At 74.4% G+C, this 13,840-nt stretch carries 14 protein-coding genes and 1 tRNA gene; 9 read left to right on the forward strand and 6 right to left on the reverse strand.

The window, feature by feature from the left end:
• The first annotated feature begins 5 nt into the window (after positions 1-5).
• The 3 genes from ATL51_RS20490 to ATL51_RS20500 are packed head-to-tail and all read left to right on the forward strand — an operon-like array spanning position 6 to position 2,635.
• A complete protein-coding gene (locus ATL51_RS20490; protein ID WP_073577645.1) occupies positions 6-929 on the forward strand; it encodes a peptidylprolyl isomerase in 924 nt (307 codons plus the stop codon).
• A complete protein-coding gene (locus ATL51_RS20495; RefSeq protein WP_100879617.1) occupies positions 929-1,855 on the forward strand; it encodes a MazG family protein in 927 nt (308 codons plus the stop codon). Before ATL51_RS20490 ends, ATL51_RS20495 begins: the two co-directional genes overlap by 1 nt.
• Before the next feature lie 42 nt (positions 1,856-1,897).
• Complete coding sequence (locus tag ATL51_RS20500; RefSeq protein WP_100879618.1) at positions 1,898-2,635, forward strand: lytic transglycosylase domain-containing protein; 738 nt, start codon at positions 1,898-1,900, stop codon at positions 2,633-2,635.
• 53 nt (positions 2,636-2,688) lie between these two features.
• On the opposite strand, the gene efeB is transcribed toward ATL51_RS20500, so the two are convergent.
• From efeB to ATL51_RS20520, 4 genes are all read right to left on the reverse strand, one after another.
• Positions 2,689-3,918, reverse strand: coding sequence for an iron uptake transporter deferrochelatase/peroxidase subunit (efeB, locus tag ATL51_RS20505; RefSeq protein ID WP_100879619.1), 1,230 nt, complete (start codon positions 3,916-3,918; stop codon positions 2,689-2,691).
• Complete coding sequence (efeO, locus tag ATL51_RS20510) at positions 3,915-5,063, reverse strand: iron uptake system protein EfeO (RefSeq protein WP_100879620.1); 1,149 nt, start codon at positions 5,061-5,063, stop codon at positions 3,915-3,917. Before efeO ends, efeB begins: the two co-directional genes overlap by 4 nt.
• A 44-nt stretch (positions 5,064-5,107) precedes the next feature.
• On the reverse strand, positions 5,108-5,932 hold the full coding sequence (gene efeU, locus ATL51_RS20515) for an iron uptake transporter permease EfeU (protein ID WP_100879621.1): 825 nt from the start codon (positions 5,930-5,932) through the stop codon (positions 5,108-5,110).
• A gap of 133 nt (positions 5,933-6,065) precedes the next feature.
• The gene (locus ATL51_RS20520) at positions 6,066-6,476 is read right to left on the reverse strand and encodes a tetratricopeptide repeat protein (protein WP_100879622.1); all 411 of its coding nucleotides are present in this window, start codon (positions 6,474-6,476) and stop codon (positions 6,066-6,068) included.
• A gap of 153 nt (positions 6,477-6,629) precedes the next feature.
• Between ATL51_RS20520 and eno the strand changes: the two genes are divergently transcribed.
• The 3 genes from eno (at position 6,630) to ATL51_RS20535 (ending at position 9,224) form a co-directional block, all read left to right on the forward strand.
• Positions 6,630-7,925 (forward strand): phosphopyruvate hydratase, encoded by a 1,296-nt coding sequence (eno, locus tag ATL51_RS20525; protein WP_073577651.1) that lies wholly within the window; start codon positions 6,630-6,632, stop codon positions 7,923-7,925.
• A 170-nt stretch (positions 7,926-8,095) separates the two neighbouring features.
• The gene (locus tag ATL51_RS20530; protein WP_073577652.1) at positions 8,096-8,695 is read left to right on the forward strand and encodes an FtsB family cell division protein; all 600 of its coding nucleotides are present in this window, start codon (positions 8,096-8,098) and stop codon (positions 8,693-8,695) included.
• 4 nt (positions 8,696-8,699) lie between these two features.
• The gene (locus ATL51_RS20535; protein ID WP_073577653.1) at positions 8,700-9,224 is read left to right on the forward strand and encodes a DUF501 domain-containing protein; all 525 of its coding nucleotides are present in this window, start codon (positions 8,700-8,702) and stop codon (positions 9,222-9,224) included.
• Here ATL51_RS20535 and ATL51_RS20540 read toward each other — a convergent pair.
• Positions 9,221-10,864 carry an acyl-CoA dehydrogenase family protein gene (locus tag ATL51_RS20540; RefSeq protein ID WP_100879623.1) on the reverse strand — a complete coding sequence of 548 codons (1,644 nt, stop codon included), beginning with the start codon at positions 10,862-10,864 and terminating at the stop codon, positions 9,221-9,223. The two genes, ATL51_RS20535 and ATL51_RS20540, sit on opposite strands and share 4 nt — an antisense overlap.
• A gap of 86 nt (positions 10,865-10,950) precedes the next feature.
• Between ATL51_RS20540 and ATL51_RS20545 the strand changes: the two genes are divergently transcribed.
• On the forward strand, positions 10,951-11,904 hold the full coding sequence (locus ATL51_RS20545) for a Ppx/GppA phosphatase family protein (RefSeq protein ID WP_100880838.1): 954 nt from the start codon (positions 10,951-10,953) through the stop codon (positions 11,902-11,904).
• Positions 11,901-12,617: a uracil-DNA glycosylase gene (locus ATL51_RS20550; RefSeq protein WP_100879624.1), complete on the forward strand. Its 717-nt coding sequence runs from the start codon at positions 11,901-11,903 to the stop codon at positions 12,615-12,617. Before ATL51_RS20545 ends, ATL51_RS20550 begins: the two co-directional genes overlap by 4 nt.
• A 205-nt stretch (positions 12,618-12,822) precedes the next feature.
• Here the strand turns inward: ATL51_RS20550 and ATL51_RS20555 are convergent, their stop codons facing one another.
• Complete coding sequence (locus ATL51_RS20555) at positions 12,823-13,641, reverse strand: class I SAM-dependent methyltransferase (protein ID WP_100879625.1); 819 nt, start codon at positions 13,639-13,641, stop codon at positions 12,823-12,825.
• Between the two features lie 33 nt (positions 13,642-13,674).
• On the opposite strand from ATL51_RS20555, the gene ATL51_RS20560 reads away from it, so the two are divergent.
• A tRNA-Leu gene (locus ATL51_RS20560) sits at positions 13,675-13,747 on the forward strand.
• Positions 13,748-13,840: the final 93 nt, after the last annotated feature.

Here is a 13,840-nt window from a genome sequence, read left to right on the forward strand (position 1 = left end):
CCGCCGTGCGCACTCGCAGGATCACCGCCGCCCTGCTGATCGTCGGGGCCGTCGCTGTCACCGGGGCCGGCTGCGGCACCGGACCGAGCCGGGTCGACGCAGCCGCGATCGTCGGCGAGACGTCGATCCCGCTCGCCACCGTGCAGCCCGCGATCACCTCGGTGCTCACCCGGCCCGGGCTGGTCGACGGTCTCAAGGCCCAGGGCGGGTCCGAGGCCGACATCGGGCGGGCCGTGGTGTCCCAGCTGGTGATCCGCGACCTGATCGGCCTGACCGCCCCGGAGCAGGGCGTCACCGTGTCCGACCAGCAGGTCGCCGCGGCGATCGCCCGGCAGGGCGGCGAGCAGGCGGTGCAGGAGTCGTCGCTGGCGGTCGGCGGTGCGCAGGCCGCCACCAGGGACGAGCTGACCCTGTCCGAGCTCGCCCGCCGCGAGCTGCCGCGGCTGTCGGTGACCGCGGACGTCGCGGTCGCCCAGGACCGGGCACAGGCCACCACGCTGGCCCGTGAGGTCGCCGCCGGCGGGCAGCGGGCCGAGGCGGCGCTGGCCGGTGCCGGCACCACCCAGCGCGGGCTCGCGATCCGCCCGGCCGAGACCCCGCAGGCCGCGCTCACCCCGCTGATCGGGATCCCGGCCGGCTGGGTCGCGGCGTTCCCGCTGGGCAGCGGCCAGGGCTGGGTCGTGGTCCGGGTGACCGAGCGCGACCTCGGCGCCCCCGCCCCGGGCGACGCGGTAGGCCAGCTGGACCAGCGCTCGCTGTCCGAGGCCGGGATCCGCATGCTGACCCCCACCGCGCTGCGCACCGGCGTGCAGCTCAACCCCCGCTACGGCGAGTGGGACCCGATCCAGATGCTCGCCGTACCGACCGCCGAGGACGCCTCCGTGGTGCTCCCGGTCGCCGCGGGCAACCCGACCCCGCCCGCTCCCTGATGGCCGCGACGGTCGTCGTCTGCCCCCGGCGCGGGGCCGCACTCCCGGCCGCGGCACTGCCGCTGCTGCGCTCCGCGACCGACGTGCTCGCCGTGCCCGGTCTCGACGCGGGCGCCGCCGCCGGTGCCGCCGACTGGACCGGCACCGACCCCGCCGGGCTCGCCGACGGCACGGTGCTGCTGGTCCCGGCGGGCCACCCCGCCGCCGCGCACCCCGGTGCGGTGCCGCCGCCCACCGGGCACGCGGTGCTCGACGCCGTCGCGGTGATGGACCGGCTGCGCTCGCCCGGCGGCTGCCCGTGGGACGCCGAACAGACCCACACCTCGCTGCTGCGCTACCTCGTCGAGGAGTGCTACGAGCTCTATCAGTCCATCGAGGACGGTGACCGCACCGAGCTGCGCGAGGAGCTCGGCGACGTGCTGCTGCAGGTGCTGTTCCACGCCCGCGTCGCCACCGAGCACGACGGCGCCCCGTTCGGGATCGACGAGGTCGCGACCGGGCTGGTCGACAAGCTCGTCGGCCGCCACCCGCACGTGTTCGCCGCGGGGGAGCAGGTCGCCACGGCCGCCGACCAGGACCGCCGCTGGGACGAGCTCAAGCGCGCCGAGAAGCAGCGCGAGTCCAGTGTCGACGGCATCGCGACGGTCCAGCCGGCCGTCGCGCTCGCCGCGAAGCTGACCTCCCGCACCGCGAAGGCGGGGCTGCCCGCGGACCTGCTGCCCGCCGACGACGGTGCCGGCGCGGCGCTGTTCCGGCTGGCCGCAGCCGCACAGCTCCGCGGCGGTGACCCGGAGGCCGCGCTGCGGACGGCGGCCCGGGAGTTCGAGGCGCGGGTGCGGTCGGCGGAGAAGGCCGCCGCCGCCGACGGACTCGACCCGCACGCGCTGACCGCCGAGGAGTGGCGCCGCTACTGGGACGGTCCCTGACCCGCACCCCGATCGGGTGATACCCGTCGGTAACGTGGGAGCGTGCGCACCCAGTCGCTGCTCGCGGCCATCGGCGGCATCCTGGCCCTGATCGTGCTCGTCGCGCTGGCGACCGGCCCGGACTTCGGGCCGTCGCTGCCCCGGACCCCGGTCGACCGGCAGTCCGCCCCGCCCGCGTCCGCGCCGCTGCCCGCGGGCACCGACGTCGTCGCGTGGGCCCGGGCGACCGCGACCGAGGCCGACATCCCCGAGCGGACCCTGCAGGCCTACGCGAACGCCGAACTGCGCCAGCGCGAGCGCACCCCGGACTGCCGGCTGAGCTGGGCGACGCTGGCCGGGGTCGGGCGGATCGAGTCCCGGCACGCGACCTTCCGCGGCGCCGAGCCCGGCCCGGACGGCCGCGTCGACCCGCCGATCATCGGGATCCCGCTCGACGGCACCGGCGGCACCCGCCGGGTGGCCGACACCGACGGCGGCCGCCTCGACGGTGACCCGGTGCTGGACCGCGCGGTCGGGCCGATGCAGTTCCTGCCCGGGACCTGGGCGCGCTACGGCGCCGACGGCAACGGCGACGGTGTCGCCGACCCCCAGCAGGTCGACGACGCCGCCCTCGCCGCGGCCGGCTACCTGTGCGCGAACGGTCGCGACGTCGCCGACGCCGGGGACTGGTGGCGCGGGGTGCTCGCCTACAACGCCTCCGGCGACTACGCCCGCGACGTGTGGGCCGCCGCCGCCGACTACGCGCAGCGCACCGCTGTCCCGGCGCCGCCCGCTCCCTGACCCGGCCCGCACCCCGGCGGGCGCGGCCGTGCCGGCGGGACGCGGCGTGCGGGTCAGGCGAGGAGCGTGCGTCCCCAGTGGTCGTCGCTCTCGGCGAGGCCGGGTGGGACCGCGAACACCGCTGAGCCGTTGTGCTCCAGGTACTCGCTGAGCCCATCGGACCGGGCCAGCCTGCGCTGCATCGGCACGTACTGCGTCAGCGGGTCGCGCACGAACGCGACGAAGAACAGCCCGGCGTCGAGGTGGCCGCGGCCGTCGGTGCCGTCGACGAAGTTGTAGCCGCGCCGCAGCATCCGCGCGCCGCCGTTGGCCTCGGCGGAGGCGAGCCGGATGTGGCTGTCGTCCGGGATGACCGGCCCCGACGGACCGGTGGCGGTCAGGTCGGCGAGGTCGAACTCGGCCGTGCCGGTCAACGGAGCGCCCTCACCCTTGTCCCGGCCGATGATCTGCTCCTGCTCGTCGAGCCCGGAGCGGTCCCAGGTCTCGATGTGCATCCGGATCCGGCGGGCGACCAGATAGGAGCCGCCGCGCAGCCAGTCCGGGCCCTCGTCGCCGACCCACACGTGCTGCGCGAGCAGATCGGGCTCCTCGGCCTTGAGATTGTTCGTGCCGTCCTTGAACCCGAACAGGTTGCGCGGGGTCGCCTGCCCGGTCGAGGTCGACGACGTCCGCCCGAACCCCAGCTGCGACCAGCGCACCTCGGTGACGCCGAAGCCGTCGCGGACCAGGTTGCGGACCGCGTGCACGGCCACCTGCGGGTCGTCGGCGCAGGCCTGGATGCACAGGTCCCCGCCGGAGCGGGCCGGGTCGAGCCGGTCGCCCTGGAACCGGGGGAGCCCGGCGAGCTGGGGCGGGCGGCGGTCGACGATCCCGAGCTTGTCGAAGAACCCCGGGCCCACACCGAAGGTCAGCGTCAGCGACGCGGCCGGGAGCCCGAGCGCCTCGCCGGTGTCGGCCGGGGCGGCGTAGCGGTTGGCCGGGATCGCGCCGCCCTCGGCGGTCTCCCGGCCGGTTGTCATGCGCTCGGCCGCGGCGGTCCAGCGGCGCAGCAGATCGGCGACGGCGGCGCGGTCGGTCGAGGTGAGGTCGAGCGCGACGAAGTGCAGCCGGTCCTGGGCCGGGGTGACGATCCCGGCCTGGTGCTCGCCGCGGAAGGCGACGACGCCGTCGGCGGCGGGCGCGCCGGACAGCCCGTAGCCCGCGGCCGCGCCCGCCCCGGCCAGCGCCGCTCCGGCGCCGGCCAGGCCGAACAGCCGTCGCCGGGACAGGTGCCATGGGCTCATGCCGTCACGGTGCCCGCGACCTTGCTGACCGGCTCGGACAGCGCGTCGACGGCTGCGGTCATCGCGCGGGTGTCCTCCGGCGTCAGCTGGGTGTACAGCCGGTAGCCGTCGCCGACCCGGTAGCCCTGCAGCAGCGTCTCGACGGCCTCGAACCGCTGGTCGAGCACCGGGCCGAGCGCGGGGTCGTTGGCGTCGATCGTCGGGCGGAGTGCGGCGACCGCGGCGCGGGAGCCCTCGACGTTCGCGGCGAAGTCCCACAGGTCGGTGTGGGAGTAGCGGTCCTCCTCGCCGGTGATCTTTCCGGTGGCGACCTCGTCGAGGAGCTCCTTCGCGCCGTTCGCGAGCTGGACCGGGGTCAGCTCGACGGTCCGGGTGCGCGTGGCCAGGTCGGTGATGTCGGCGGTGAGCCGGTCGGCGATCGCGGCCGAGTCGGGCTGCAGGCCGGTGACCCACAGGTCCTTCTCCAGCCGGTGGTACCCGGTGAACCCGACGCCCGGGTCACGCTCGTCGTCCTCCCGGCCGTCGATCCTCGGGTCGATGTCGCCGAAGGACTCGGCGACGGGCTCGATGCGCTCCCAGTAGGTGCGCGCGACCGGGAACAGCGCCTTGGCCTTCTCGACCTCGCCGGCCTTGACCGCGTCGGCGAACTCCTGGGTCTTCGGGACGAGCGCGCCGACCTGGGAGTCGACGTAGCGCTTGTAGCCGGCGGTGGCCGCGGCCAGCTGGGCGTTCGCGTCGGTGGCGCGTTGCGCCGAGCCGGTGACGCTGAACGGGGCGCGGATGCCGTCGCCGGACATGCCGGGCTTGCAGGCGGTGGTGTAGGTGCCGCCGTCGGGGACCTCGACGATCAGGTCGCGGGACAGCCCGGGGCCGATGTTCTCGACCTCGCCCATGATCCGGTCACCGGTGGCGTAGAGGTAGAACTCGGTGACCTTGCTGCCGGCGTTGGTGATCCGGAAGGTGAGGGTGCCGGCCGGGGCCTGCGCGGTCGAGATCTCGCAGGCGGTGTCGGTGGCGTTCACGGTGATCGGGCCGCCGTCGCCCGCCCCCTGCGCGGTGGGAGCGGTCGAGGTGCAGCCGGCCAGCAGCGCGGCGGCGACGGTGAGCGACGCCAGGCCGGCGGCCGTGCGCGTGACGGGGGACATCGTGCGTTCTCCTAGAGGGATCGACACCGTGGACGGTGCGGGGTTCAGGCGACGGTGGTGGCGGGCGCGCGCCGGCGGGCGGGGCGCAGGAACAGCGCCAGGACCACCACGACGTAGAGCGACCAGACGACGGCCTCGAGCACGGTCGTCCGCGGTGAGAAGTTGAAGATCCCCTTGAGGAGCGTGCCGTACCAGGAGTCGGCGGGGATCACGTCGCTGACGTCGAAGGCCAACGTGGTCAGCCCCGGCAGGATCCCGGCCTCCTGCAGGTCGTGCACGCCGTAGGCGAGGATCCCGGCGGCGACGAAGATCAGCAGGAAGCCGGTGACGGTGAAGAACCGGCCCAGGTCGATCGTCAGCGCGCCACGGTAGATCGCGTACGCCAGCGCGACGGCGATCGCGATGCCGATCAGGAACCCGACCAGCGGCCCGGCCGTCTCGCCCGCGGCCTGCGCGGCGGCGAAGAAGAAGATCGCGGTCTCCAGGCCCTCGCGGCCGACGGCGAGCGCCGCCATCACGACGACGGCCCACGGCCCCATCGACACGGCCCGGTCCAGGGCGCCCTCCAGCTCCCGGGACAGGGTCCGGCCGTGCGAGCGCATCCAGAAGATCATCCAGGTGACGAAGCCGACCGCGATGATCGAGAGCGAGCCGCCGAGCGCCTCCTGCGCGGAGAAGGTCAGTGCCTGCTGGGTCAGGGTCAGCCCGAGCGTGACGCCGACGCTGACGGCGACGGCGAGCGCGACGCCGGCCCACACCCTGGGCAGCTCGGAGCGACGTCCGGTGCGGACCAGGAACGCGACCAGGATCGCCACGACCAGCGCGGCCTCGAGTCCTTCGCGCAGCCCGATGAGCGCGTTCCCCAGCATGCGACCTCCTGCAGCATGACCACTACGAGCAGTCACCAGGTGAGGGTGTGCTGCCGGGCGGGAAGGCTAACCTCACCCGATCGAGCGGGGAAGGCTCGCGCGGCATTCGCCCCGGAAGATCCGTTTTCGCAGTTCAGGGACGGTCGGGTGCGAGCGCGATGCGGGCCCGCACCTCGCCCAGCGCCTCCTGGTACTCCGGGCGCGGATCCATCGCCGAGGCGATCTTCAGCTGCGTCTCGGCCTCGCCGAGCCTGCCCTGGCGCTGCAGCGTCTTGCCGAGCGCGAAGCGCGCGTAGTGGTCGGCCGGATCCATCTCGACGACCCGGACGAACGACGCCTCGGCCTTCCGCAGCTGTGCCGAGTCGAGATAGGCGCGGCCGGCGAGCAGGTGTACCGAGGCGTCGCCGGGCTCGTCCGGACCGTGGGCGTCGAGGACGGGGCGGAGCGCGTCGAGTGCCTCGAGCGGGCGGTGCCGGGAGAGCAGCCGGTCGGCACGGCGGAACGCCGCGACCGGGTCCTGGTGGTTCGCACGGGGACTGCTCATGGTCACCCTTACGTTAGGTGCGATCCGGGCGGGACGCGAGGTCTTGACAGACCGCCGGTGCGGAGCAGGGTGACGCAAGCGTCCCCCGCCGGGGGCCGACCGGTGACTACGCTGACGCACCGGACGACACCCGCGATCAGAACAGGAGTCACGGTGGCGGTCATCGAGCAGGTCGGGGCACGCGAGATCCTCGATTCCCGGGGCAACCCCACGGTGGAGGTCGAGGTCGCGCTGGACGACGGCACGCTGGCGCGTGCCGCGGTCCCGTCGGGCGCCTCGACCGGCGAACACGAGGCCGTCGAGCTGCGGGACGGCGACAAGAACCGCTACGGCGGCAAGGGCGTCGAGAAGGCCGTCGCGGCCGTCCTCGACGAGATCGGGCCGGAGCTCGTCGGCGTCGAGGCGGTGGACCAGCGACTGGTCGACCAGCGCCTCGTCGACCTGGACGGCACCCCGGACAAGTCGAAGTTCGGCGCGAACGCCCTGCTGGGCGTGTCGCTGGCCGTCGCGAAGGCCGGGGCGGAGTCCTCGGGCCTGGAGCTGTTCCGCTACGTCGGCGGCTCCAACGCGCACGTCCTGCCGGTCCCGATGATGAACATCCTCAACGGTGGTGCGCACGCCGACACCTCCGTCGACGTGCAGGAGTTCATGGTCGCCCCGATCGGTGCGGAGACCTTCCGCGAGGCGCTGCGCTGGGGCGCGGAGGTCTACCACGCGCTGAAGTCGGAGCTGAAGGACAAGGGCCTGTCGACCGGCCTCGGCGACGAGGGCGGTTTCGCCCCCGACGTCAAGGGCGGCACCCGCGGGGCGCTCGACCTGATCGCCGCCGCCGTGCAGCGGGCCGGCTACACCCTGGGCACCGACGTCGTGCTGGCGCTCGACGTCGCGGCGACCGAGTTCCACGAGGCAGGCAAGTACTCCTTCGAGGGCAAGAAGATCACCGCGGACAAGCTGTCCGAGGTGTGGGCCGAGCTGGTCGACTCCTACCCGCTGGTGTCCATCGAGGACCCGCTGGACGAGAACGACTGGGACGGCTGGGTCGGCCTCACCGAGGCCATCGGCGACAAGGTGCAGCTCGTCGGCGACGACCTGTTCGTCACCAACCCGGAGCGGCTCGAGGACGGCATCGCCCGTGGCGCCGCGAACGCGCTGCTGGTGAAGGTCAACCAGATCGGCACCCTGTCCGAGACCCTCGACGCGGTGACGATGGCGCACAACGCGGGGTACCGCTGCATGATGAGCCACCGTTCCGGGGAGACCGAGGACGTCACCATCGCGGACCTCGCCGTCGCGACCGGCTGCGGCCAGATCAAGACCGGCGCCCCGGCGCGGTCCGAGCGGGTGGCGAAGTACAACCAGCTGCTGCGCATCGAGGAGCTGCTCGGTGACGCCGCCCGCTACAACGGCGAGCTGGCGTTCCCGCGGTATCAGGTACCCGGCCAGGGCTGACGCTCCGGTCGTTCACCCGTCGGTGACACCGGTGCCGCCCGGATCGTCTGCGGACGGTCCGGCGCGGCGCCCCCACCGGCGCCCGATCGGGCGGCATGCTGGACGGGTCGCCACGGAGCGGTACGGGCGGCACTGACGGGTGAGGGAACCCGGGACGGACGGGAGGGTGCATGGCGGACCGTCGGGGACGTGGACGGGACGCTCGTGCGCGCACGACCGGCACGGGGCGTGGCCGTGCCGCGGCCAAGCCGCGGACCACGACCGCACGCTCGGCGCGGGCCCCCGCGTCGACGGGCGGCTCCGGTGCGCGGTCGCGGCCGGCCGGACCGCAGGGCGCCCGGCCCCGTCTGACCCGCGCCCGGTCCCGCGCCGGCGAGGTCGTCGCCCGCACCACCGGGCTGCTGGGCCTGTCGTCGACGAAGCGGGCCGCGATCCTGGCCATCGTGGTCTGCGCGCTCGCACTGACCGTCGCGGTGCCGCTGCACAACTTCGTCGCCCAGCGCCAGGAGCTGGCCGACGTCTCCGACCGGCAGCAGGCGCTGGAGGCCGACGTCGCGCGGCTGTCCTCCGACCGCGCCCGGCTCTCGGATCCGGCCGAGGTCGAGGCGCAGGCCCGGTCCCGGCTCGGGATGGTCCAGCCGGGGGAGACCCCCTACGTCGTGCAGTTCCCGGCCCCGCCGGCGCCGGTCGTCGAGGACGGCCAGGCCGAGCCCGGCGTGCCCTGGTTCCACACCCTGTGGAACGACGTCACGGGCGACCCGCGACGATGACGGTGTGAGCAGCACTCGTTCCCGTCCGCCCGGTCTGGAGCCGGGCCCGGTCGCCCAGGCCGACCTCGACGCCGTCGCCGACCAGCTCGGTCGCGCCCCGCGCGGGGTCCTCGCGGTCGCCTACCGTTGCCCGTCCGGGCACCCGGCGGTCGTGCAGACCGCGCCGCGGCTGCCCGACGGCACCCCGTTCCCGACGCTGTACTACCTGACCTGCGCCCGGCTGGCGTCGCGGATCGGAACCCTCGAGGCCGAGGGCCGGATGCGGGAGATGGAGGAGCGGCTGGCCGTCGACGACGAGCTGGCCGGCGCCTACCGCCGCGCCCACGAGACCTATCTCGCCGAGCGCGACGCCATCGAGCCGCTCGCCACGCACCCCGACGTCACGGCCGGGGGGATGCCGGACCGGGTCAAGTGCCTGCACGTGCACGTCGCGCACGCCCTCGCCGCCGGGTCCGGGGTGAACCCGTTCGGCGACGAGGCCCTCGACGAGATCGGGGAGTGGTGGCGGTCAGGGCCGCCCTGCCTCTAGATCCCCGGCGTCGCCCGCTCCAGCAGCACCCCGACGCTGTCCTTGCCCGGCCGCGTCCCGGCCGTGCGCAGCGGCCCGTCGGCGTCGAGCCGGGTCGCGAGGAATACGTCCGCGACGGCCGTCGGGGCGTGGCGGACCACCAGCGACCCCTGCAGCGCCAGCGCGGCCAGCTCAGCGAGACGGCGGGCCCGGCGCTCCTCCGGCGCGGCCAGCTCGGCGCGCAGCGCGGTGACCGTCGCGTCCAGCCGCGGGTCGGCTCCCGCGGCGAGGTCGATCTCGCCGAGAAGTGCCTCGACGGCGTGCGGCTCGCGGGCGATGGCGCGCAGCGCGTCGAGCGCGGTGACGTTGCCCGAGCCCTCCCAGATCGAGTTCAGCGGCGCCTCCCGGTAGAGCCGGGGCAGGTCGGACTCCTCGACGTAGCCGTTGCCGCCCAGGCACTCCAGCGCCTCGGCGACGACGGTCGAGGTCCGCTTGCACACCAGGTACTTCGACACCGGCAGGGCCAGGCGCAGCAGCGCCGTCTCACCCCGGTCGACGGCGCCGGCCAGCCGCAGCGCCAGGACTGTCGCGGCCTCGGTCTCGGCGGCGAGCTCGGCGAGGACCTCCCGCATCAGTGGCTGGTCGGCGAGTCGGGCCCCGAACGCGGACCGGTGCGCGGCGTGGTGCGCGGCCTCGGTGACCGCGGCCCGCGCAGTCGCCGCGGAGCCCAGCACACAGTCCAGCCGGGTCATCGAGACCATCTCGATGATCGTCCGGACGCCGCGGCCCTCGTCACCGACCCGCCAGCCGACCGCGCCCGCGTACTCGATCTCCGACGACGCGTTGGACCGGTTGCCGAGCTTGTCCTTGAGCCGCTGCAGCCGGATCGCGTTGCGCGTGCCGTCGGGCAGCACCCGGGGCAGGACCAGGCAGGTCAGCCCGCCGGGGGCCTGGGCGAGGGTGAGGAACAGGTCGTTCATCGGGGCGCTGGTGAACCACTTGTGGCCGGTGAGGCGGTAGCTGCCGTCGGGCTGAGGGGTGGCGACGGTGGTGCCGGCGCGGACGTCGGAGCCGCCCTGCTTCTCGGTCATCGACATGCCCGCGAGGAGGCCGTCCTTGCCGGCCGGGACGGCGAGGCCGGGCACGTAGCGGCGGGCGGTCAGGCCGGGCTCGTAGGCGGCGGCGAGCTCGGGCGCGTGCCGCAGTGCGGGTACCGACGCGTAGGTCATCGAGATCGGGCACAGGTGACCCTGCTCGACCTGCGAGGTGAGGTAGAAGCCCGCCGCGCGGGTGACGTGCGCGCCGGTTCCGGGCTCCTCCGCCCACGGAGCGGCGGCGAGGCCGTGTCCGACGCTGGTGCGCATCAGCTCGTGCCAGGACGGGTGGAACGTGACCTCGTCGACGCGGTGCCCTGTGCGGTCGTGCGTGCGCAGCTCCGGCTCGCAGGCGTTCGCGGAGCGGGCGTGCTCGCGGTGCTCCGCGGTCCCGACGGCCGCGGCCACCGACTCCAGCGCCGCCGCGTCCCCGCCCTCCCGCGCGAGCGCCTCGACGACGGCCGGGTCCGCGGAGAGCAGGTCGCCGTCCGAGCGCGGCGGGACCTGGTTGAGGACCTCGTGGGTGCCGAGGTCGGACACCGGGGCCGGGGTGTGCGTCGTCGCCATTACCGGAGGGTAACCCGGACGGGCGGCTCCACCGGCCGATCCCGACTACGGTGAGGCCCGACGGTCGCCGAGAGCAGGGAGTGCCGATGTCGCGGGTCGCCGCCATCGACTGCGGAACCAATTCGATCCGGCTGCTGGTCGCCGACGTCACCGAGGCGTTCGACGGGCAGAAGGAGCTGCGTGACCTGCACCGCGAGATGCGGATCGTGCGGCTGGGCAAGGGCGTCGACGCGACCGGCCGGCTCGACCCGGAGGCGCTGGAGCGGACCCGGGTGGCGCTGGTCGACTACGCCGTCGCCGCCCGCCGTAAGGGAGCCGAGCGGATCCGGATGGTCGCGACGTCGGCGACCCGGGACGCGTCGAACCGCGAGGACTTCTTCGCGATGGTCCGCGACACCCTGGGCGTCGAGGCGGAGATCATCTCCGGCGACGAGGAGGCGCGGCTGTCGTTCGTCGGCGCCGTCGGCGACCTCGACCCCGACGACGGCCCGTTCGTGGTGACCGACGTCGGCGGCGGGTCCACCGAGGTCGTCGTGGGGGAGCTGCGCGACGGGGCCGCCGTGGTGACCGCGGCGAAGTCGGTCGACATGGGGTCGGTGCGGCTGACCGAGCGCTGCCTGCCCTCGGACCCGCCGTCGGACGCCGAGATCGACTCCGCGCGTGCGGTCGCCGCCGAGGTGCTGGCCGAGGCGTTCGCATCGGTGCCGGTCGAGACCGCGACGACCTGGGTCGGGGTGGCCGGGACGATCACCTCGCTGTCCGGGATCGCCCAGGAGCTGCCCGCCTACGACCGCGAGCAGGTGCACGGCTCGACGCTGACCCGCGAGGACCTGCACCGGGTCGCGGACCTGCTGATCCGGTCGTCGCGGTCGGAGCGGGAGAAGCACGGTTCGCTGCACCCGGGCCGCGTCGACGTCATCGGTGCCGGGGCGCTGGTCGTGCAGGCCCTGGCCGACGAGCTGCATGCGCGCGCCGGGATCGACCGGGTCGTCGTCTCCGAGCACGACATCCTCGACGGGATCGCGCGATCGATCGCATGAACCTGGCGGTCCTGGACCAGCGGATCTCCGAGTGCCGGGCCTGTCCGCGGCTGGTCGAGTGGCGCGAGCAGGTGGCCCGGGAGAAGCGGGCCGCGTTCCGCGACGAGACCTACTGGGGACGCCCGGTGCCCGGCTTCGGTCCACCCGACGCGAGGATGCTGATCGTCGGGCTGGCTCCCGCCGCGCACGGCGCCAACCGGACCGGGCGCATGTTCACCGGCGACCGCAGCGGCGACGTGCTCTACGCCGCGCTGTACGCCGTCGGACTGGCCTCGCAGCCGACCGCCTCGCACATCGGCGACGGCCTGGCGCTCCACGGGGTCCGGATCACCGCGCCCGTGCACTGCGCGCCGCCGGCGAACAAGCCGACCCCGGCCGAGCGCGACGCCTGCCGGAACTGGCTGGAGCAGGAACTCGACCTGCTCGCGCCGACGGTCCGCGGGGTCATGGTGCTCGGCGGCTTCGGGTGGCAGGCGCTGCTGCCGGTGCTCGCCGGGGCGGGGTGGACGGTCCCGCGGCCGGCCCCGAAGTTCGGGCACGGGGCGTCGGTGACGCTGGCCCCGGCCCGGCCCGACCGGGAGCCGCTGGAGCTGTTCGGCTGCTACCACGTGAGCCAGCAGAACACCTTCACCGGACGGCTGACCCCGGCCATGGTCGAGCAGGTCCTGGCGGATACCGCGCGGGCCGCGGGATTGTCGCCGATCCGACGATGAACATCCTCGCCGCTGCTCGGGGGGCTCCTCCGGCGTGGCTGTGCTCTGCTCACCTCCACGCAACACCCTCCGCCGCGACGCCCCCGCCTGTCCGGTCGCCTCGCGTCCCCCGCGCCGCAGACGTCGCCGAGATGCAGCTCAGCGGCGTTCCGGTACGGGCTGCCGCCCGCTGAGCTGCATCTCGGCGACGTCCCGGTCCTGCGGCTCAGCCGGTGGTGAAGCGGTGCAGGCGCATCGCGTCCTGCATGGCGGGGACGTGCCCGGCCGCCGACAACAGCGGGCGCAGCCACACCCGCGGCTCACGCAAGGACACCTCGTCGTAGATCGAGATGTCGTCGCGCTCGGTCAGCGACGGGTGCCGGTGCGCGAACTCCGCGGGATTCCACGACCACCGGAACTCGGTACCGACGGCGCGGAACGTCGGCGTCCAGCGCGAGGCACGCACCGTCCACGGAGCGACGGCGTCGAACGCCAGCGTCGCCGCGGGTGTTCCGGACACGACCCGGTCGACGGTGGCGTGCACGGCATCGGCCGGGACGTACATGAAGAGCCCCTCGGCGACGACGAGTGTCGGCAGCGTCGGGTCGACGGCGGACCACCAGTCGTCGTCGGTGACGGAGCCGGGGACCTGCTCGATGCTGTCGGGGAGGTCGTAGAGCCGGCGTCGGACCTCCATCACCTCGGGCTGGTCGACGTCGACCCAGCGGCACGTCGACGGCACCCCGACCCGCAACGGCCTGCTGTCCAGCCCGCAGCCCAGGTGCAGGACCTGCCCGGCGGGCTCGGTGGAGAGGAACTCCCGTGTCCAGCCGTCGAGGATCGCGGCGCGGCACACGATGGTCGAGACGTCGCCGGTGAACTGCCAGAGGCCGTGGACATCGTGCTCGATGCGGTCCCAGACGGGCTCCGCCCACGGGTCGCCCAGGATCGGGCGGCGGGACCGGGCGTCCAGGCGTCGCATGTAGAGGGTCATCAGCAGGGTCGCCGCGGCGCCCCGGAGGTCGACCTTCTCGGTGCTCGGCATGAGTCCTTCCCGCCCTGGCTACGCTGTCGCGGCGCCCCCGTAGCCCAACGGCAGAGGCAGGCCCCTTAAAAGGGTCCCAGTGTCGGTTCGAGTCCGACCGGGGGCACCCCGCTTCCACGTCGAGAATACCCCTCTGACCAGCAATTACACCCGACGACGCCGAGATGATGTTGTCCGGTCGTGCCCGGCCCTGCCCGGC

This window comes from Pseudonocardia alni (assembly GCF_002813375.1).
GTDB lineage: Bacteria > Actinomycetota > Actinomycetes > Mycobacteriales > Pseudonocardiaceae > Pseudonocardia > Pseudonocardia alni.

Excerpts from the sequence above, each read along its gene's own strand:
- ATL51_RS20495 (WP_100879617.1), top strand. The coding sequence starts at position 929 with ATGGCCGCGACGGTCGTCGTCTGCCCCCGGCGCGGGGCCGCACTCCCG.
- efeB (WP_100879619.1), bottom strand. The coding sequence starts at position 3,918 with ATGAGCCCATGGCACCTGTCCCGGCGACGGCTGTTCGGCCTGGCCGGC.
- efeO (WP_100879620.1), bottom strand. The coding sequence starts at position 5,063 with ATGTCCCCCGTCACGCGCACGGCCGCCGGCCTGGCGTCGCTCACCGTC.
- efeU (WP_100879621.1), bottom strand. The coding sequence starts at position 5,932 with ATGCTGGGGAACGCGCTCATCGGGCTGCGCGAAGGACTCGAGGCCGCG.
- ATL51_RS20520 (WP_100879622.1), bottom strand. The coding sequence starts at position 6,476 with ATGAGCAGTCCCCGTGCGAACCACCAGGACCCGGTCGCGGCGTTCCGC.
- ATL51_RS20530 (WP_073577652.1), top strand. The coding sequence starts at position 8,096 with ATGGCGGACCGTCGGGGACGTGGACGGGACGCTCGTGCGCGCACGACC.
- ATL51_RS20540 (WP_100879623.1), bottom strand. The coding sequence starts at position 10,864 with ATGGCGACGACGCACACCCCGGCCCCGGTGTCCGACCTCGGCACCCAC.
- ATL51_RS20545 (WP_100880838.1), top strand. The coding sequence starts at position 10,951 with ATGTCGCGGGTCGCCGCCATCGACTGCGGAACCAATTCGATCCGGCTG.
- ATL51_RS20550 (WP_100879624.1), top strand. The coding sequence starts at position 11,901 with ATGAACCTGGCGGTCCTGGACCAGCGGATCTCCGAGTGCCGGGCCTGT.
- ATL51_RS20555 (WP_100879625.1), bottom strand. The coding sequence starts at position 13,641 with ATGCCGAGCACCGAGAAGGTCGACCTCCGGGGCGCCGCGGCGACCCTG.